This is a genomic window from Streptomyces sp. NPDC056527, assembly GCF_042794475.1.
Classification (GTDB): domain Bacteria; phylum Actinomycetota; class Actinomycetes; order Streptomycetales; family Streptomycetaceae; genus Streptomyces.
Window position 1 is genome coordinate 179184 of record NZ_JBHTTQ010000001.1, and the last position, 18832, is coordinate 198015.

Annotated in this window: 14 protein-coding genes; 10 read left to right on the forward strand and 4 right to left on the reverse strand. The window is 72.4% G+C overall.

Annotated features, from left to right (window positions below; genetic code table 11):
* Nucleotides 1-45 precede the first annotated feature (45 nt).
* The 9 genes from ACFQ7Q_RS00880 to ACFQ7Q_RS00920 all read left to right on the forward strand — a co-directional run bounded on the left by ACFQ7Q_RS00880 (nt 46) and on the right by ACFQ7Q_RS00920 (nt 9697).
* Nucleotides 46-846, forward strand: a complete 801-nt coding sequence (locus ACFQ7Q_RS00880) for a crotonase/enoyl-CoA hydratase family protein (RefSeq protein ID WP_383547901.1) — start codon at nt 46-48, stop codon at nt 844-846.
* 312 nt (nt 847-1158) lie between these two features.
* Nucleotides 1159-2118, forward strand: coding sequence for a Zn-ribbon domain-containing OB-fold protein (locus ACFQ7Q_RS00885; RefSeq protein WP_383547903.1), 960 nt, complete (start codon nt 1159-1161; stop codon nt 2116-2118).
* Nucleotides 2115-3173, forward strand: a complete 1059-nt coding sequence (locus ACFQ7Q_RS00890; protein ID WP_383547906.1) for a thiolase domain-containing protein — start codon at nt 2115-2117, stop codon at nt 3171-3173. Before ACFQ7Q_RS00885 ends, ACFQ7Q_RS00890 begins: the two co-directional genes overlap by 4 nt.
* Nucleotides 3166-4332, forward strand: a complete 1167-nt coding sequence (locus ACFQ7Q_RS00895; RefSeq protein ID WP_383547909.1) for a thiolase domain-containing protein — start codon at nt 3166-3168, stop codon at nt 4330-4332. Before ACFQ7Q_RS00890 ends, ACFQ7Q_RS00895 begins: the two co-directional genes overlap by 8 nt.
* A 78-nt stretch (nt 4333-4410) precedes the next feature.
* Nucleotides 4411-4653, forward strand: coding sequence for a DUF397 domain-containing protein (locus ACFQ7Q_RS00900; protein ID WP_383547912.1), 243 nt, complete (start codon nt 4411-4413; stop codon nt 4651-4653).
* 48 nt (nt 4654-4701) lie between these two features.
* Nucleotides 4702-5112: an ACT domain-containing protein gene (locus ACFQ7Q_RS00905; RefSeq protein ID WP_383547915.1), complete on the forward strand. Its 411-nt coding sequence runs from the start codon at nt 4702-4704 to the stop codon at nt 5110-5112.
* Nucleotides 5113-5236: 124 nt separating this feature from the next.
* On the forward strand, nt 5237-8362 hold the full coding sequence (locus ACFQ7Q_RS00910; protein ID WP_383547918.1) for an ATP-binding protein: 3126 nt from the start codon (nt 5237-5239) through the stop codon (nt 8360-8362).
* Between the two features lie 450 nt (nt 8363-8812).
* Complete coding sequence (locus tag ACFQ7Q_RS00915) at nt 8813-9313, forward strand: hypothetical protein (protein ID WP_383547920.1); 501 nt, start codon at nt 8813-8815, stop codon at nt 9311-9313.
* An 18-nt stretch (nt 9314-9331) separates the two neighbouring features.
* Complete coding sequence (locus ACFQ7Q_RS00920; RefSeq protein ID WP_329124204.1) at nt 9332-9697, forward strand: RNA-binding S4 domain-containing protein; 366 nt, start codon at nt 9332-9334, stop codon at nt 9695-9697.
* Nucleotides 9698-9721: 24 nt separating this feature from the next.
* Here the strand turns inward: ACFQ7Q_RS00920 and ACFQ7Q_RS00925 are convergent, their stop codons facing one another.
* The 3 genes from ACFQ7Q_RS00925 to ACFQ7Q_RS00935 all read right to left on the reverse strand — a co-directional run bounded on the left by ACFQ7Q_RS00925 (nt 9722) and on the right by ACFQ7Q_RS00935 (nt 15441).
* Complete coding sequence (locus tag ACFQ7Q_RS00925; protein WP_383547923.1) at nt 9722-11911, reverse strand: germacradienol/geosmin synthase; 2190 nt, start codon at nt 11909-11911, stop codon at nt 9722-9724.
* A 160-nt stretch (nt 11912-12071) separates the two neighbouring features.
* Nucleotides 12072-13994 (reverse strand): N-acetylmuramoyl-L-alanine amidase, encoded by a 1923-nt coding sequence (locus ACFQ7Q_RS00930; protein WP_383548306.1) that lies wholly within the window; start codon nt 13992-13994, stop codon nt 12072-12074.
* 322 nt (nt 13995-14316) lie between these two features.
* A complete protein-coding gene (locus ACFQ7Q_RS00935) occupies nt 14317-15441 on the reverse strand; it encodes an aminoglycoside phosphotransferase family protein (protein WP_383547926.1) in 1125 nt (374 codons plus the stop codon).
* Between the two features lie 234 nt (nt 15442-15675).
* Here ACFQ7Q_RS00935 and ACFQ7Q_RS00940 point away from each other — a divergent pair, with 234 nt between their 5' ends.
* Nucleotides 15676-17172 (forward strand): hypothetical protein, encoded by a 1497-nt coding sequence (locus ACFQ7Q_RS00940; RefSeq protein ID WP_383547929.1) that lies wholly within the window; start codon nt 15676-15678, stop codon nt 17170-17172.
* A gap of 105 nt (nt 17173-17277) precedes the next feature.
* Here ACFQ7Q_RS00940 and ACFQ7Q_RS00945 read toward each other — a convergent pair whose 3' ends face one another.
* Nucleotides 17278-18744 (reverse strand): PP2C family protein-serine/threonine phosphatase, encoded by a 1467-nt coding sequence (locus ACFQ7Q_RS00945; protein ID WP_383547931.1) that lies wholly within the window; start codon nt 18742-18744, stop codon nt 17278-17280.
* Nucleotides 18745-18832: the final 88 nt, after the last annotated feature.

Here is an 18832-nt window from a genome sequence, read left to right on the forward strand (position 1 = left end):
GCACCTACTGCAACCTGTTCCAGGTCTGGAGACGGGAGGACGTCCATGGGTGGGACCGAACACCTCACCGTGCAGCGCGAAGGCGCCACACTCGTGCTCACACTCAACCGGCCGGAGGCAAAGAACGCGCTCTCGCTGCCCATGCTGGTAGGGCTCTACGACGGCTGGCTGGAGGCCGATGCCGACGACACGATCCGCTCCGTCGTCCTGACCGGGGCGGGCGGCTCCTTCTGCGCCGGAATGGACCTCAAGGCCCTGGCGGGCAAGGGGATGGAGGGCGAGCAGTACCGGGACCGCATGACGGCCGACCCCGATCTGCACTGGAAGGCGATGCTGCGCCACCACCGCCCGCGCAAGCCGGTCATCGCAGCCGTCGAGGGCTACTGCGTCGCCGGCGGCACCGAGATCCTTCAGGGCACCGACATCAGGATCGCGGGCTCCTCCGCCACGTTCGGGCTCTTCGAGGTGAAGCGAGGGCTGTTCCCGATCGGAGGCTCGACCGTCCGCCTGCCGCGGCAGATCGCCCGGACCCACGCGCTCGAAATGCTGCTGACCGGACGTCCCTACAGCGCCGAGGAGGCCGCGCGCATCGGACTCGTCGGCCGTGTCGTCCCCGACGGCACGACGCTGGACGCGGCCCTCGCCGTCGCCGAACAGATCAACGCATGCGGGCCGCTGGCGGTCGAGGCGGTCAAGGCGTCGGTGTACGAGACCGCCGAGATGACCGAGACGGAGGGTCTGGCGGCCGAACTGAAGCGCGGCTGGCCGATCTTCGCCACGGACGACGCGAAGGAGGGGGCGCGCGCGTTCGCGGAGAAGCGGAAGCCGGTGTACCGCCGGGAGTGACCCGTTTCCACCCGTCCCCTTCCCGAACCGGGGCTCCGCCCCAGGACGCCACGCCTCGAACGCCCCTACGCCTTGAAGGCGTGGGGCTGCCGGCGGGGCCGGACTTCGCCCGGAGGGCGGAAGCACAGTCTCCGTCCGGTGTTCGAGGACGCGGCCCCTGCGTGGTGGGACCCCAACGGGGTCCGGGGCCTGATCCCGGTTCGGGAAGGGGTGGGGTGGGGCGAAGGCCCCGCTCAGCTGCCTCCGGCCTCCGCCCGCATCGACCCGTACGACGGCACCGACCCGTACCGACCTCGGACCAAGGAGCCTCCATTGCCCCCCGCCCCCGCGCCAGAGACACTCCGCGCACCGCTCGTCGTCGAGTTCCCCTTCACCCGGTCCCTCGGGCCCGTGCAGTCCGCGTTTCTGACCGGCCTGCGCGAGCGCACCGTGCTCGGGGTACGGACCGGGGGCGGGCGCGTGCTCGTGCCACCCGTCGAGTACGACCCCGAGACCGCGGCCGAACTCCGAGAACTCGTCGAGGTCGGCGCCGCCGGCACCGTCACCACCTGGGCGTGGAACCCCGAACCCCGCCCCGGACAACCGCTCACGACCCCCTTCGCCTGGGTCCTCGTGCGGCTCGACGGCGCCGACACCGCACTCCTGCATGCCCTCGACGCGCCCGGACCCGAGACCGTCCGCACCGGGATGCGGGTCCGGATCCGCTGGGCCGCCGAACGGGCCGGCGCCATCACCGACATCGCCTGCTTCGAGCCGTACGACGGCGAGGCCGTGACCGGGACGCGCGATCACGACGGCGCCTTCGACGACCCCGTGACCGGCATCGTCGCGCCCGCGCGGCTCGACTACACGTACAGTCCCGGCCGCGCCCAGACCGCCTATCTCCGGGCGCTCGCCGACAACAGGACCGTCGGGGAGCGCTGCCCGTCCTGCACGAAGGTCTACGTGCCGCCCCGCGGCGCCTGCCCCACCTGTGGCGTCGCCACGACCGAACAGGTCGAGGTCGGCCCGCGCGGCACGGTGACCACCTACTGCATCGTCAACATCAAGGCCCGCGGCCTCGACATCGAAGTCCCGTACGTCTACGCCCACATCGCCCTCGACGGCGCCGGGCTCGCGCTCCACGGCCGCATCGGCGGCATTCCGTACGACCAGGTCCGCATGGGGCTGCGCGTCGAACCGGTATGGAGCGAGGACGGCCGCTACCCCGACCACTACCGGCCCTGCGGCGAGCCCGACGCCGACTACGACACGTACAAGGAGCTGCTGTGACGCCGGACCGAGAGGTGGCGATCGTCGCCTTCGCCCAGACCGACCATCTCCGGACCACGGACGAGTTCTCCGAGGTCGAGATGGTCATGCCCGTCCTCCACGAGGTGCTGCGGCAGACCGGCCTGAAGACCTCCGACATCGGCTTCACCTGCTCCGGCTCCTCCGACTACCTCGCCGGGCGCGCCTTCTCCTTCACCATGGCCCTGGACGGCGTCGGCGCCTGGCCGCCCATCTCCGAGTCCCACGTCGAGACGGACGGCGCCTGGGCGCTCTACGAGGCATGGGTGAAGCTGCTGACCGGCGAGGCCGACACCGCGCTCGTCTACTCCTACGGGAAGTCCTCGCCCGGCTCCGTGCGCGACGTCCTCACCCGGCAGCTGGACCCCTATTACCTCGCCCCGCTCTGGCCCGACTCCGTGGCCCTCGCCGCCCTCCAGGCACAGGCGCTCATCGACGCGGGCCACACGGACGAGCCCGCCCTGGCCTCCATCGCCACCCGCAGCCGTGAGGACGCGAGAGCCAACCCGCACGCCCAGCTGCCCGGCGCCCGCCCCCAGGGCGAGTACGTCGTCGGTCCGCTGCGCACCGGCGACTGCCCGCCCATCGGGGACGGCGCCGCCGCGGTCGTCCTCGCGGTCGGGGACAAGGCCCGGGAGCTCTGCGAGCGGCCCGCCTGGATCCGGGGCATGGACCACCGGATCGAGCCCCATGCCCTCGGGGTGCGCGATCTCACCGACTCGCCCTCCACCCGGCTCGCCGCCGAACGCGCCGGCGCCTTCGAGCGGCCGGTGGACACCGCCGAGCTGCACGCGCCGTTCAGCTCCCAGGAGGTCGTGCTCCGCCGAGCCCTCGACCTCGACGACAGGGTGAGGGTCAACCCGTCCGGCGGAGCGCTCGCCGCCAATCCCATGATGGCCGCGGGCCTCATCCGGCTCGGCGAGGCCGCCGCCCGCATCCACCGGGGCGCCTCCGACCGCGCCCTCGCCCACGCCACCTCCGGCCCCTGCCTGCAGCAGAACCTGGTCGCCGTCCTGGAAGGGGAGAACCGTGCCTAAGGAGCCAGTCGCCGTCGTCGGGATAGGCCAGACCAAGCACGTCGCCGCCCGGCATGACGTCTCCATCGCCGGACTCGTCCGCGAGGCCGCCCTGCGTGCCCTGGAGGACGCCGAGCTGACCTGGGCGGACATCGACGCCGTCGTCATCGGCAAGGCCCCCGACTTCTTCGAGGGCGTGATGATGCCGGAGCTGTACCTCGCCGACGCCCTCGGCGCGGTCGGCAAGCCCATGCTCCGCGTCCACACCGCCGGTTCGGTCGGCGGATCCACCGCGCTCGTCGCCGCGAACCTGGTGGCCGCCCGCGTCCATGGCACCGTCCTCACCCTCGCCTTCGAGAAGCAGTCCGAATCGAACGCCATGTGGGGCCTGTCCCTGCCCGTCCCCTTCCAGCAGCCGCTCCTGGCCGGGGCGGGCGGGTTCTTCGCCCCGCACGTCCGCGCCTACATGCGCCGCACCGGAGCCCCCGACGCCGTCGGCTCCCTCGTCGCGTACAAGGACCGGCGCAACGCGCTGAAGAACCCGTACGCCCATCTCCACGAGCACGACATCACCCTGGAGAAGGTCCAGGCGTCGCCGATGCTCTGGGACCCGATCCGCTACTCGGAGACCTGCCCGTCCTCCGACGGCGCCTGTGCGATGGTCCTCACCGACCGTGCGGGCGCCGAGCGTTCGCCCCGGCCGCCCGCCTGGGTGCACGGCGGCGCGATGCGCAGCGAGCCGACGCTCTTCGCCGGGAAGGACTTCGTCTCGCCGCAGGCCGGCAAGGACTGCGCCGCCGACGTCTACCGGCAGGCCGGGATCACCGACCCGCGCCGGGAGATCGACGCCGTCGAGATGTACGTCCCGTTCTCGTGGTACGAGCCGATGTGGCTGGAGAACCTGGGCTTCGCCGAGGAGGGCGAGGGCTGGAAGCTCACCGAGGCCGGGGTCACCGAACTGGACGGTGACCTGCCGGTGAACCCTTCGGGCGGCGTGCTCTCCACCAACCCCATCGGAGCCTCCGGGATGATCCGCTTCGCGGAGGCCGCGCTCCAGGTGCGCGGGCAGGCCGGCGAACACCAGGTGGACGGGGCGCGAAGGGCGCTCGGACACGCGTACGGAGGGGGTGCGCAGTTCTTCTCCATGTGGCTCGTGGGGGACCGGCCACCGGCGGCATGACGTCTGTCGGCACCCGGAACCGCTCGCTACCCTGAGCCCTCGGACGACGATGTTGCGGGATGCGGGAGGAGCACGGACGTGGCGGAGAGCACCACCACCCAGCACGCCTTCGCGGGCTGGGACAAGCCGGAACTCGACCTCAGCGACGCAGACTGGCGGTCGAGCAGCCAGGGCGCGGGAGACGTCCAGATCGCCTTCGTGGAGGGCTTCATCGCGATGCGCAACGGAGGACGGCCCGAGGCGCCTTCGCTGATCTTCACCCCCGCCGAGTGGCGGGCGTTCGTGGTCAACGCCCGCGAAGGTGAGTTCGATCTGACCTGACGCGCTGTCATCGCTGCCGGTGGTCCCGCCCGCCCTAGGGTGGTGATCATGAGTGCAGAGCGTGATCTGACCCGGCTCGTCGCCGGGATGCGGCCGGAACTGAATCCCGGCCGCTATGTCTTCGTCACCGTGGACGGCCCCGCTCCGGCGGGCGTCGTCCCGGTCGCCACCGTCGCCGAGCGCGAGGGGCTCACCCTGGTGGTACGCCAGGAGGAGGCGGATGCGGCCTCTCTGGCGTACGACTACGTGGCCGGTTGGATCACGCTCCGGGTCCACTCCGCCCTCGACGCCGTCGGACTCACCGCCGCGGTCGCCCGTGAACTCGCCGGCGCCGGGCTGAGCTGCAACGTCGTGGCCGGCTTCCACCACGACCACCTCTTCGTCGAACACGCCCGCGCGGAGGAGGCGTTGACCGTTCTGCACCGCCTCGCGGAGAGGGCGACACGGTCTTCCGTCTAAGGGTCACAGGGGGCGCCTACCGGCGTACGCTGGGATCTTCGCGGGGCCTCGGCCCGGCCGCACTCATCCGCGCGCCGGGTGTGCGCCCCCGGCGTGGGGGTGGAACGTGACAGTACGGAGCGATATGGCGGGCCGCCGTGGCTTCGGTCTCTTCGAGCGCGAGGCCGAACTCGCCGCGGGGGAAGAGGCGTTGAACCTGCTGACGGGTCTCGGAGGCGACGACCCGTGGCCGGTTCCGCCTGCCTCGGCCGAGCGGGCCCCGCTCCCGCGCGAGGACACGGAGCAGGCGGCACCGGAGGGACACCGGCTGCGCCTGCTCAAGGGGGAACGGTACATCGGCGCGCCGCGTGACGATCGCGACGCCGGCGTACGCAAGGTGGCCCCCGACACAGGGCCGCCGGGCGAGGACCAGGACGTCGCCGGACAGCCCGTGGGCCCGGACGCCGGAACTCCGTACCCACGGGGGATCCGTACCCCGCGCGGCGGCGTGCTCGCCTACGCCGCGCCCGCCGGACTCGGGAAGACCACACTGCTCGCCGAGATCCGGCGGCGCGCCGCCGGCAAGGGCTGCGCCGTGCTCTCCGCCCGGGGCGGGGACCAGGAGCAGCAGGTCGCGTTCCATGTCGCCCGACAGCTCCTGCAGCCCCAGCTCGCCGCCTCCTCCGACGCCGAACTCCGCACACAGCTGGGCAGTTGGTACGACATCGTCGGCCCCGCCCTCGGGCTGTGCACCGCCGGCCAGGGCGCGCCGCCCGACCCGCAGGGCCTGCGCGACGGACTGGACTGGGTCCTGACCCACCTCGCCGTCCGACGCGCTCCGCTCGTCGTCGTCCTCGACGACGCCCACTGGGCCGACCCCGAGTCCCTGGGCTGGCTCTCCGCCTTCGCGCCCCGCGCCGAAGAGCTGCCGATGCTCCTCGTCGTCGCCTACCGGCCCGACGAACTCCCGGACACGGGAGAGGAGTTCACCGGACGACGGTCGGGGCAGCGGCCCCTCGGGCTCGAACCGCTCACCTCCACCGCCATCGCCCGCCTGGTGCGCGACCGGGTCGGCGCCCACGCCGACGACACGTTCTGCCGCGAGTGCTGGGCGGTCACCTCCGGCAACCCCTTCGAAGCCGTCGAACTCGCCGCCAAGGTCCGCGACCGCGGCCTCGAACCCACCGCGCAGGGCGCCCACGAGCTCCGTGACCTCGCCGCCGCCGCGAAGGGAAGCGGACTCGCCGCGCGCCTCGAACGGCTCGGCACCGCCACCGTCCGTCTCGCCTGGGCCTGCGCCGTCCTCGGCACGGAGATCTCCCCGCAGCTCGCCGGCGCGGTCGCCGGACTCGGCGGAGAAGCCGTCGCCGACTGCGCCGAGCGCCTGCGCGACGCCCGCATACTCGCCGGCACCGAGACCCTGGAGTTCGTCCACCCGCTGATCGCGACCGCCGTCTACAAGGCGATCCCCGCCGCCACCCGCGTCGCACTGCACGGCCAGGCGGCCTGGTGCGTCATCGACGCGGGCCTCGGCGCGGGCGCCGCCGCCCGGCACCTCCTGGAGACCCACCCCGAGGGCGACCCCTGGGTCGTCGAACAGCTGCGCGCCGCCGCCTACGAGAACCTGCGCGCCGGCGCCCCCGACGCGGCCCGTCGCTTCCTCGCGCGCGCCCTGCGGGAACCGCCCGCCGACGACGACCGCGCCGCCGTGCTCTTCGAGCTCGGCAGCGCCTCCCTCCTCACCGAGCCCGCCACCACCGTCAACCATCTGCGCGCCGCCCTGGCCGAGCCCGTCTCCGACCCCGCCCTGCGCCACGGCATCGTCTACCGGCTCTCCCAGGTCCTCGCCCACAGCGACCGGCTGGTGGAGGCCTCCGAACTCCTCGGGCGCGAGTCCCGGCTCACCACCGACGCCCGCAGTCGGCTCCGTATGCAGGCCGAGAAGTTCATGTGGGACGCCTTCCGCGCCGACGAACCCGACTCGCCCGCCCGCTCCCGCCGGCTGTCCCGGCTCGCCGACCGGCTCACCGGCCGCGACCTCACCGAGCGGTACGTCATCGGCCTGCGCGCCTGGGACGCCACCCTGCGTGCCGAGCCCTCCGCCGTCGCCGTCGACCACGCCGAGCGCGCGCTGGAGGGCGGCCTGAGCTGGGCCGACGAGAGCCGTGGCTTCGAGGTCCCGGTCCTGGTGGCCCTCACCTTCCTCTACGCCGACCGGCCCGGCCGCGCCGAGGAGCTCTTCGCGGCCGGCACCGCCGAGTTCGAGCGCCAGGGCTGGCGCGGAGCGCACCTCTCCTTCGCGTACACCCTCCTCGGCTACATCCGCTACCGGCGCGGCCGGCTCGTCGAGGCCGAGGACTTCGTGCGTGCGGGGCTGCGCCTCGCCGAGCGCGTCGGCCCCCGCACCCCTGCCCAGTGGTACGCCGTCGGCGTCATGGTCGAGGTGCTGCTCGCCCGTGGGCGGGTCGAGGAGGCCGACCGGATCGCCCGCACCCACGACTTCGGCGAGCCGTTCCCCGCCGCGGTGACGTTCCCGGACTCCCAGACCGTGTACGCCGAACTGCTCCTCGCCCGGGGACACGTCGAGGAGGCCGCGGCCGAGCTTGCCGCGGTCGGCCGCCGCCTCGACCCGCGTGGGATGCGCAACCCCGCCTGGTGCCCCTGGCTGCTCCACCTCGCCCTCGCCGAGGTGCGCGAGACCCCCGAGCGGGCGCGCGAGACCGCCCTGGAGGCGGTCGCCCGAGCCCGCCAGTACGGCGCGCCGTCCGCGATCGGCCAGGCGCTGCGGGTGACCGCGGAGGTCGTCGGAGGCGACGAGCGGGTGAAGCTCCTGGAGGAGTCCGTCGACTGGCTGGAGCGGTCGCCCGCCGCGTACGAGCTGGCACGCTCCCTCGTCGCCCTCGGTTCCGCCCTGCGCCGCACCGGCCGCACGGACGAGGCGGCGGAGTACCTCTACCGAGGTCTGGAGGCGGCCCAGACCTGCGGTGCGGACGGCCTGGGGGAGGTGGCCCGCGCCGAGCTCACCGCCGCCGGTCTCCGGCCCCGCACCCTCCACTCGACCGGCACTGACACGCTCACCGCGCGTGAGCGCGCCGCCGCCGAGCTCACCGTCCGTGGCGAGGACGCGGCGGCCGCCCTGGAAGCCGACGCGGCCGCCGTGACGCAGCTCCTCTCCGCCGTCTACCGCAAACTCGGCACCGACCGCGCCGGCCTCGCCCAGGCCATGCGCAAGACGGGCCGCGAGACGCCGGAGCCCGGCCGCCCCGGCTGAGCCCGGGGACGACCTCCGGTCCCGTCCGGGGCGTGGCCCCGGGCCGGACGTCGCACCCGCGCGCCCGGCGCGCGGCGGGAGGTGCGTCCGGTCGTCGACCCGCCGTCGGATTCGCTCGGGGTGAAGGTCCCGGCCCGCGTGCACACGGACGTGCGTCCCGCCGTCGACCGGACGTCGGGATTCGTGCGGGTCCCGACTGCCATCGGGCCGGCGCGCCGGGCGCGTGGCAGCACGTGGGAGCTTCGCCGGAACCGTCCGGCGAGTGGATCCGGAGCCCGTCGGCGGCCCCGGGCGCCGAGCCCGCGCACGGACGTGCGGACCCGTCGTCGGACCCGTCCGGCGTGTGTGTCCGGGTCCGGCCTCGCACCCATGCGTCGGGCCCGCGAACGCCCGGTCACCGGACCCGCCCCGGCGCGTCGCATCGGGGTCCGGGGCACGTACCATGGCCCTATGTCCTTCCTCCGCCGCCGCAGCGCCGCCACACCCGCGGGTCCGGACTTCGATGTCCTGGCCATGGACCCGGGGGACTGGCCCGGCAACCTCGGCGCCGGTCTGCTGCCCGCCCCCGACGGCAGCTGCCAGGGTGTCTTCCTGCGGTACGACCTGTTCGGCGGCCGCGGCCCCGCGATGATCATCGGCAATCTGCCGGAGGGCTCCCCCGCCCGCGAGCTCGCCGAGGGCCAGATCCCCTTCGAGGTCGCGCAGCTCCTCGCGGCCCTGGAGAACGACGAGCCGGTGGAGGTCCTCGAAACCGAGGACATGCCCGTGATGCAGGGTGACAACCTGCTGATCGTGCGCCGCATCAAGCTCTCCGAGAGCCGGATCTCCTGTGTGCAGTTCGACCGCAGCGACAACGTCCTGGTGACGATCGCCAGTTGGGACCGGCCCATCACCGACGACCTGTACGCGCTCCTCAAGCCGCTGCCCGCCGAGCTCTTCCAGCAGGGCTGACAGGGAGGGCGGGGGCCGATGAGCGCACGCGTCGACAGCTGGATCTGGGCGGTCCGTCTCACCAAGACCCGCTCCCAGGCCGCCGCGGCCTGCCGGGCCGGACACGTGAAGGTGAACGGCGAGCGCGCCAAGCCCGCCCAGCCGGTGAAGCCCGGCGACGAGGTGCGGCTCTTCCACGGCGGCCGGGAACGGATCGTCGAGGTCAAGCAGCTCCTCACCAAGCGGGTGGGCCCGCCGGTCGCCGCCGAGGCGTACGTCGACAACAGCCCGCCGCCGCCCCCGCGCGAACACGTGGCCCTCGCCGGCGTCCGTGAGCGCGGCGCCGGCCGCCCCACCAAGCGCGAGCGGCGCGAACTGGACGAGCTGCGCGGCCGCTCCTCCTGAGCGGCCCCGCCCGCCGTCACGGAGTCACGGTCCGAACAGCGCGCCCACCCGCGCCGCGGACGTCCCGAGCCCCGTCGGGCCCCTCCGTACCCGCGTCGTACTCCTGCCGGAGCGAACATCGCCGACGCCGTAACGGCGCACGCTCCGGTGCCAGTTGAGGATCCCGGCGAGCCAGTCCTCCAACTCCCCCACATACGCCTCGAAGGCTGCGCGCCCTTCGGCGTTCAGCGCGAAGTCCTCGTACAGCATGGGAAGTTCGTGCTGCTTCACATGCTCGAACTGCCGCAGGCGCCCACGCATCAGATCGTCGACCATCGACACTGCCGTCGGATAGTCGGTGTCGAAGAAGGTCTGCAGCACCAGCACGCCGTTGTGGACCTCGCCCTCGACCTCGACCTCCTTCCGGTACGAGAAGAGGTCGTTGACCAGCGTCGCGTAGTCGGACGCCGAGCCCTCCAGCGCGCGGACGGTGCCCGTACGGAAGATCTCGGGAGGCAGCACGTCGGAGCGGCGCAGCCGGCTGAGCAGCATCGTCAGCTCGGAACCGAACGTCGTACGCCGCATCTCGATGTAGTCCACCGGGTCGGGCACCCGGTGCTGGGCCTGGTTGTGCAGCTCCCACATCCAGCTGTCCAGCATCACATGGAGGGCGGTCCGCAGCTGCTCCCTGGCCTCCGTCGCCATCGGAGCGGTCGTGCGGGCCCACAGATCGGCGAGCGAGCGCTCGATCGGACCGACCGCGGACGCCTTTCCGGCGGCCGGATCGTCCACCGACGTCAGGGACTTGAGACGCTCGGTGCACTCCTTCGCACCCATCAGGTCGCGGGACCGGCCGAAGACGAACGGGTAGAAGTCGTCCCCGTACGTGCCCCACGTCAGCCACTCGGCGCTGAGTTCCAGTTCCTCCGGGGTGGCGTCCGGGTCGAGGCCCGCGGAGCAGAGCGCGAGGTCGAAGCCCTCCAGCATCGGCCGGTCCCAGATGTCGTCGAGGAGCCCCATCCGCTCCGCCCAGTCCACCGACAGGCGCAGTGCCTCCTGGTGGTGCGGGCTCAGCGACAGCGCGTAGGGCAGGTCGAATTCGGGCAGCAGTGAGGGCCCCACCTTCTGGTGCGGCACATGCGTGAGCGTGCGCAGCCGCGAGGCGGCGGGCCGGCCGAAGAGGGTGCGGATGTCGAGCGCGGACGTGCCGAGCACCCCGTCGAGCCGCGAAGGACCGGTGTCCAGGCCCTCGTTCATATAGCGACTGGAGCGCAGATGCCACTCGTGCCCGCCGGACTGCCAGTCCTGCAGCCCCTTCGTGTACGCGGCGACCGCCGCGCACTCCTCGGGGGTCAGCCCCTTCTCCAGGCAGAGTCCCGGGACTTCGGTGGTGGCCGTGTTCTCGAACTGCTGCAGCCGCGAGGTCAGCAGGTCGTTGACGGCCTCCGCCGCCTCCTGGGTCGTGCATCCGAGGAACTTCTCCAGGACCAGCACGCCATTGCTGTTCTCGCCCTCGTCCTCGACCTCGCGCTGGTACGAGAACAGGTCGTTGCGCAGATGCACCGCGTCGGAGAAGGCGTCCCGCAGCACACGGAGCGGACGGGAGTGCGCCACCTGTTCAGGGACCTCGGCGCCCGCCGCGTACTCGACGAGCCCCGCCGACCAGGGCGCACCGCCCACCTTGCGGCGCATCTCGATGTTCTCGACGGGGTTGGCGATCCGCCCCTCGTTGATGTTGTCGAGCTCCCACAGCGACTCGTACAGCAGCGCCTCGGTGGCCTCCGAGAACCGCGCACGCCAGGCCGGGGACATGGCGGGGACCGTCCGCGTCCACAGATCCGCGAGCCCGGCCTCCACCGGGTTGGCCGGCCGGGGCGTCGCCGTCGACGGATCCATCGGCATGAAGCTCGGCAGCCGGTCCAGATACGCCTTGCCGCCCGACCGGTCCTGGGTGCGCTTGAAGGCCTCCAGGAAGTGGTCGTCGAAGAAGAACACCCAGGTGTACCAGTCGGTCACCAGTGACAGCGCGTCGGCGTCGCAGTCGGGGTGGGTGTACGAGCACAGGAGCGCGTAGTCGTGGGACTCGAGGTCCTGCTCCTCCCAGATGCCCGAGCCCTCCAGCATCCCCATCGCCCGCGCCCACTCCCGGGTGTGCGTGCGGGCGCTCTCCACATGGGGGTTGAGCCGCGCCGGATACGGAACATAGAAATCCGGCAGAACGAAGGGCTGAGCCATGCGTGCGGGGCCTTCCGGTGAGCGTGGGCGATGTCCGGGCCGAGCCCTACCCCGCCCACGTACGGCCCACGCGGCACCCCGAGTTAGTCATATGAGCGCGAGCGGTGCCGACACGCCCCCCCGCGCCCCGGCACCGCCCACACCCCTTCGGGCCCTCCGCTCAGGAGTGGGAAACTCGCACGTCAGAGGCCCTCACAAAGGCCACGCGATGGCCGAACTGGATCTCGTAGTACTCCTCCTGGCCCCGGACGACCCTGTGCCCGGTGGTGTCGAACACCGGCGCGAAGTAGTACTCGCCCGGGGTGCGATCGCCCACGACGTACGACTGGCCCGCGAGCAGCTTGTACGGCAGCGGCGACACCGCCTGGACCGGCACACCGGCCGGATACGCCGAGGCCTCCGGATAGGCCCGCCCGTACACCGGGATCTCCGTGGCCCCCTCCTTCGGGGTCAGCACGAGACCACGGGAGTTCACCGCCGTGGGACGCTTCCTCGGGTTGTGGAACCACGCCTTCCGACCCAGGTACCAGATCGCCGTCCAGTCGCCGTCGCGCTCCGCCACCGCGTACTGCTGGCCCGTCGAGGCCCGTGCGCCGGTGTCGTTGACCCCGGTCGTCGAGTCCTCACCGCCCGGCCGCAGACCGATGTCCTTCACCAGCGGGGCGTCGGTGCTCGGCGCCGTGTGCAGCCGGACCGCGCCGCTTCCGTGCGGCGCGCACGCCTCTCCCGCCTTCACGCAGCCGGTGTACACCGGCTGGTGGGCGGTGAACTCGGGCCGGATCGTCACCACGCCCGCGTTCGGGCCCGCGGTCGGCGTGAACGGCCGCCCCAGCAGCCGGAAGTAGTGCGCCCAGTCCCAGTACGGCCCCGGGTCCGTGTGCATCCCGCGGATCGTCGAGGTGACCGTGCCGGGCACGTTGTCGTGGCCGAGGATGTGCTGCCGGTCGAGCGGGATGTCGTAGCGCTGCGCCAGATACCGCACCAGGCGCGCGGAGGTCCGGTACATCGCCTCCGTGTACCAGGAGTCAGGTGCCGTCAGGAATCCCTCGTGCTCCAGGCCCACCGACTTGGCGTTCACGAACCAGTTGCCCGCATGCCAGCCGACGTCCTTCAACGGCAGATGCTGTGCGATGTGCCCGTCCGAGGAGCGCAGCGAGTACTGCCACGACACATAGGTGGGGTCCTGCACCAGCTTGAGGGTGACGTCCCAGGTCGCCTCGGTGTCGTGCACGACGATGTAGTCGATCGACTGGGAGTCGGGCCGGTTCGCCTTGTCGTGGTTGCCGTAGTCGCCGTCCCCGAACTCCTCGTACGGCGCCGGGATCCACTCGCATGCCACCGTGCGCGGGCACTCCGTCGGCCCGGTGCTCGGCTTCCGCAGCCCCAGCGACCGCACCTGACCGGTCGCGGGAGCGACGTCCGGGTCGGCCGCGAGCGTGACGACCTGCCCGCTGTCGGTCGTCCGGCTCTCACCGCCGCGGATCACGTCGAACACGTCGTCGGCATACGTCGACGCGGTCGAGGTGTCATCCGCGCCGGAGTAGCGCGCCACCGCCCCGTACCAGTCGGCCGGGTCGGAACTCAGCGGCCGGCCAGACGCCCGCTGGGCGGCGGCGAGCAGCGCGGCACCGCCCTCGATGTTCGCCGCGGTACTGGTCCGCAGCTCTTCCGCCGGGATCCCGGACAGCTCCGAGGCCCGGTCCAGCGTCTTGAGACGGTCCGGCAGTTCGGCCGCCTTCGGCAGTGCCGCCCCCTCCTGCGCGCCGTGGCGCGCCGCGCGGGAGCCGTCGCCTCGCGCGTCCTCCTCGCCGTGCGAGTGGTGCGGAGCCTCGGCCAGCGCGGTCACGGCGTCCGTGAGGTGCATCGGTCCGTAGCCACCGGTCACACTCGGCGCCCCGCCGTGCGCGTCCCACCGCGACTGGAGGTACGACACCGCGAGCAGCACACTCGGCGGAACACCCTGGCGCTCGGCGGCGGCGGTGAACTGCCGCTGGAGCGAGTCGGACTCGCGCGGCCCGGCTGTGGCCGGCGGGGCGGCCGAGAGAAGTGGGAACAGCAGAGCGGCGGACGCCACGGCGCCCACCGTTCGGGCGACCCGTCTGTGCGACGCGGAACGGTGCAAGGCAGCCTCCGGATACGTGGGGTGATGAGGGGGCGTGCGGGGCCGAACCCGTACAGGGGTATCGGCTTCCGGACGATCCGTCAGTCACCCGCCACCACACGGGATTTCCCATGTCAGGCGGCATATCGCGGAGTTTCGCGGCGGAGGTGCGCGGGCCTGCGGCGCGTCAGTGGAGTGGACCAATGAGTCATGCGGGAGAGGGGGGAAGAACGAACACCGCGCGCCCGGTGTGTCCGCACCGGGCGCGCGGTGTATCACCCTCGCGGGTACGGTCGGCGCGGCTTCACCGCGTACCGACCGCGGCGCGCACGGCCCGCCGTGCCATGGCGCAGTCGTCGTGCAGCCGCCGCAGCAGCAGCCGCTGTTCCTCGCCGGGCGAGACCGCGCCGGAGGGGACGGGGACCGAACCGGCGGGCGGGGCCTCCTTGATGGTGCGCTGAACCGCCGTCTCGTACGTACGGATCTCCCGTGTCAGCACGATCATCAGGTTCACCAGGAAGGCGTCCCTGGACGCCGCCCCCGCCTGCTGGGCGAGCTGACTGATCTGGCGCCGCGCGAGCGGAGCGTCGGCGAGCACCGCCCACATCGTCGCCAGGTCATAGCCGGGCAGGTACCAGCCGGCGTGCTCCCAGTCCACCAGGACCGGGCCCGTGGGGGAGAGCAGGATGTTGGAGAGCAGGGCGTCGCCATGGCAGAACTGGCCCATGCCCTGGCGTCCACCGGCCTGCGCCAGACCGTGCAGCAGCTTCTGCAGATCGTCACGGTCCCGGTCGGTGAACAGCCCCAGCTCGTGGTAGCGCGCGATCCGCGAACCGTAGTCGAGCGGAGCGTCGAAGGTCCCGGCCGGCGGCCGCCAGGCGTTCAGCCGGGCGATCGCCCCCAGAGCCGCGCGCAGATCCGCGCGGGGCGGGGCCTCCACGGGGTGGCGCGTCAACGCCGCCGCCCGTCCGGGCATCCGCTCGATCACCAGCGTGCAGTTGTCGGGGTCCGCGGCGATCAGCCGCGGTGCACGCACCGGCGGGCGGTGTCGGACGAACGAGCGGTAAGCAGCTATTTCGTGCTGGAACCGCTCGACCCACGCGGGGGAGTGGTCCAGTAAACACTTCGCGACCGCGGTCGTCCGCCCGGTCGTCCCGACGATCAGTACGGAACGGCCGCTGCGCCGCAGCACCTGTACCGGGTTGAACTCCGGGCAGATCCGGTGGACGGAGGCGATCGCCATCCGCACCTGGGCCCCCTGGGGGCCGGACAGGTCGATTCTCCCGCTGGGAGCCTGAGCGGCAGGGCCCGCCCAGCGCCTCGCGCGGCTCGCCGGGGGGACGGGGGCGAGATACGGTCCGCTGCCGGCCGGCACGGAACGGTGCTGAAGCCGGGGCGGGGCGGACACGGAGGACGATGCTGTGTACATGGAGGAGACAGATCCCTTCGTGCGCCGACAAGTTGCATGCGTCGCCCCGCCCGGCCTCCGGTCCGCACCCTGGGGAATGAGGGCCGGTTACCGGGGCGGGGTGGCGCGTTCCTACCTGACACCCCGGCGCGGGTGGCGGAACATCGGGCGCACCCTGGCGAAGCATGGCGAATAGTCGCCAGCCCTATGACAGGGGGTTACTGTCAACTCAGCCGAGAACCTGGGGGCTTAGACGTGACCGGACAGACCAACACCCGCCTGGCAGACCTTTTCGGCCTCGCCGGCTGGTCCAAGGGAGAGCTCGCGAGGCTCGTCAACCGGCAGGCGGCGGCCATGGGCCATCCGCAACTGTCGACCGACACCTCACGGGTGAGGCGATGGATCGACATGGGGGAGACCCCGCGCGACCCCGTACCCCGGGTGCTGGCAGCTCTGTTCACCGAGCGACTCGGCCGTGTCGTGACCATCGAGGACCTCGGGTTCGTACGACACGGGCGCGCCGGGAAACGGCAGAACGTCAGGAACAACGACAACCCTGACGGGCTGCCCTGGGCGCCCGAGCGTACGGCAGCGGTCCTCACCGAATTCACGGGAATGGACCTCATGCTCAACCGACGCGGCCTGATGGGCGCGGGCGCCGTGCTCGCCGCCGGCTCCGCACTCACCAGCGCCATGCACGACTGGCTCCACACCGACCCCGCACGCGCCGCCGCGCAAGCCCCCCGCGCCAACGATCCCCTCCACGCCGACCCCGCTGGGTTCGACCGCTACGAGGCCGCCCCCATCGGGTCGGAGGAGATCGAGGCACTGGAGCGCTCGGTGGAGGTGTTCCGCGCATGGGACGCCTCCCGTGGCGGCGGACTCCAACGCAAGGCGGTGGTCGGCCAGTTGAACGAAGTGGGCGGGATGCTCGCCTACCACCACCCCGACCATCTCCAGCGACGCCTGTGGGGCGTGGCCGCCAACCTGGCTGTACTCGCCGGGTGGATGTCCCACGACGTCGGCCTCGAACCCACCGCCCAGAAGTACTTCGTCATCGCCGCCCACGCGGCCCGCGAGGGCGGCGACCGGCCACGCGCCGGCGAGGCCCTGTCCCGCGCCGCGCGCCAGATGGTCCACCTCGGCCGGCCCGACGACGCCCTCGACCTGATGAAGCTCGCCAAGTCGGGATCGGGCGAGGAGGTTCTGCCGCGCACCCAGGCGATGCTCCACACCATCGAGGCATGGGCCCAGGCATCCATGGGCAAGGGGCAGGCCATGCGCCGCACCCTCGGTGAGGCCGAAGACCTCTTCGTCTCCGACCGCTCGGACGTGCCACCGCCGAGCTGGATGCAGAACTTCGACGACGCCGACATGCACGGGATGCAGGCCCTCGCCTTCCGCACCCTCGCCGAGCACGACCCCACGGCCGCCGTCCCGGCGCAGCGCCACGCCAAGCTGGCGCTCGAACTGCGCCGCAACGGACACAACCGTTCCAAGCTCTTCGACTACATCTCGCTCGCCTCGGCCTGCTTCATCGCCGACGACCCGGAGCAGGCCGATCGGTACGCGCGGCTCGCCCTGGTCTCCATGGGGGAGACCTCCTCGCACCGCACCTGGGACCGGCTGCGGGAGATGTACCGACTGACCGGGCAGTACGCCGGCTACGCCAAGATCGAGGACCTGCGCGAGGAGATCGAGCTCGCGCTGCCCAAGCCGGCCACGAAGCGACCGCGGTCCGGCTCGATCTGATGCGGATCCGGCCCGGCCGGCCCTCGGTGGCTTCCCGCCACCCCACCCCGTACGTACGAGAAAGGGCACACCGGCTCCGCCGGTATGCCCTCCTGAGCTTGCTGCCTACTGTCCGACCCTGACCACCATCACGCAGGCGTCGTCCTCACGCGGTGCCTGGCCGAACTCCTCGACCACGGACCGCACGCAGTCCTGCGCGTCCCGTGCCTCGGTCAGCCGTGGCGCCAGCGCGAGCAGGCGCTGAGTGCCCGTGTCGTCCATACCGCCGCGCCGGGTGAGCCCGTCCGTGTGCAGCATCAGCAGGTCCCCGGGGAGCAGCCGGATCTCCGACTCCTCGTACGCGGCCGCGGCCGTGGCTCCCAGGAGCACACCGTCGGGCCGCTTCAGAGCGCGCCCCGTTCCGTTGCGGAAGAGCAGCGGGGCGGGGTGACCTGCCTGCGCCCAGGAGAGCGTCTGGCTCGCCGGGTCGTAACGGCAGCACATCGCACTGCCCAGGGCGGGCTGCACCGAGGTCTCGAGCAGTTGGTTGAGATGGCCCATCAGGGCCCCGGGGCGAATTCCGGCCACCGCCATCCCGCGCAGCGCGCCGAGGAGCATGGCCATCGAGGAGGTGGCGGAGACACCGTGCCCGGTGAGGTCACCGACCGTCAGGAGCGCGTCCCCGTCGGGGAGGGCGAGCGCGTCGTACCAGTCGCCGCCGATCAGGCCGGTCGTCGCGGCCGGCAGATAGTGGCCGGCGACGTCGAGCGGGGCGCCCGGGCCGCCGTGGGCGAAGCTCAGGGAACCGCGCCACGGAGGCAGGACGGCCTCCTGCAGCTCGACGGCGACCCGGCGTTCGGTGCGCTCGATGTGGCGGCGGCGCTGCAGGTTGTCGCGGGACTCGCGGACGGCGCGCTCGCTGCGGCGCAGCTCGCTGACGTCCCGTAAGACGGCCCACATGGAGGCGGTGCAGCCGTCGGCGTCGAGGACCGGCTCACCCATCATGTGGAGTGTGCGGACCCGGCCGTCGGTGCGGACGATCCGGAACTCGCCGTCGATCGGCTTTCCGTCGATCAGACAGTCCGTCACCATCGCCTGGAGCAGCGACTGGTCCTCGGCGAACACCATCGAGGGAAGCTCGTCGAGCGACATCGGACCGCTCTCCGGGGTCCGGCCGAAGATCTGGTACAGCTCCTCCGACCAACTGACCTCGTCGGTCAGCAGATTCCACTCGGCGCTGCCGACCCGGCTCAGCAGGGAGCCGGTGCGCGCGGGGGCGGGGCCGCCGTAGGCGGCGCCGGGGCCCGAAGCGGCCTCGACCTCGATCGTGTCGGCACCGGGCACGACGGGGAGCTCGTCCGGGAGACCGGCCTTGAGCTGGCCCAAGTGGGCGCCCAGGTCGTCCAGTTGGTGCACGGCGAGGTCGCACAGGGCGCGCTGCCAGCGGTTCTTCGGGTCGTCCTCGTCCAGCACCGCGTCCCGGCGTACGGCGTCCACGTCACCGCGCAGACGGCGGGTCTGCGAGATCAACGCGTCCACCGTGCCAGGCTCCGGCGGCTGGGCGGGACGGTCCGCGAACAGATGGGACGGCATGTCGTACTCCGATACAGGCGCGGCGCGGGCGATCTGTGGAACAAGGCCCGGATACGACTGTTGCACAGGCAAGCACAGCCCGTAAGAG

Coding starts and splice junctions, on each gene's coding strand:
- ACFQ7Q_RS00915 (WP_383547920.1), top strand. CDS start 8,813: ATGTCCTTCCTCCGCCGCCGCAGCGCCGCCACACCCGCGGGTCCGGAC.
- ACFQ7Q_RS00935 (WP_383547926.1), bottom strand. CDS start 15,441: ATGTACACAGCATCGTCCTCCGTGTCCGCCCCGCCCCGGCTTCAGCAC.
- ACFQ7Q_RS00910 (WP_383547918.1), top strand. CDS start 5,237: ATGGCGGGCCGCCGTGGCTTCGGTCTCTTCGAGCGCGAGGCCGAACTC.
- ACFQ7Q_RS00880 (WP_383547901.1), top strand. CDS start 46: ATGGGTGGGACCGAACACCTCACCGTGCAGCGCGAAGGCGCCACACTC.
- ACFQ7Q_RS00925 (WP_383547923.1), bottom strand. CDS start 11,911: ATGGCTCAGCCCTTCGTTCTGCCGGATTTCTATGTTCCGTATCCGGCG.
- ACFQ7Q_RS00920 (WP_329124204.1), top strand. CDS start 9,332: ATGAGCGCACGCGTCGACAGCTGGATCTGGGCGGTCCGTCTCACCAAG.
- ACFQ7Q_RS00945 (WP_383547931.1), bottom strand. CDS start 18,744: ATGCCGTCCCATCTGTTCGCGGACCGTCCCGCCCAGCCGCCGGAGCCT.
- ACFQ7Q_RS00905 (WP_383547915.1), top strand. CDS start 4,702: ATGAGTGCAGAGCGTGATCTGACCCGGCTCGTCGCCGGGATGCGGCCG.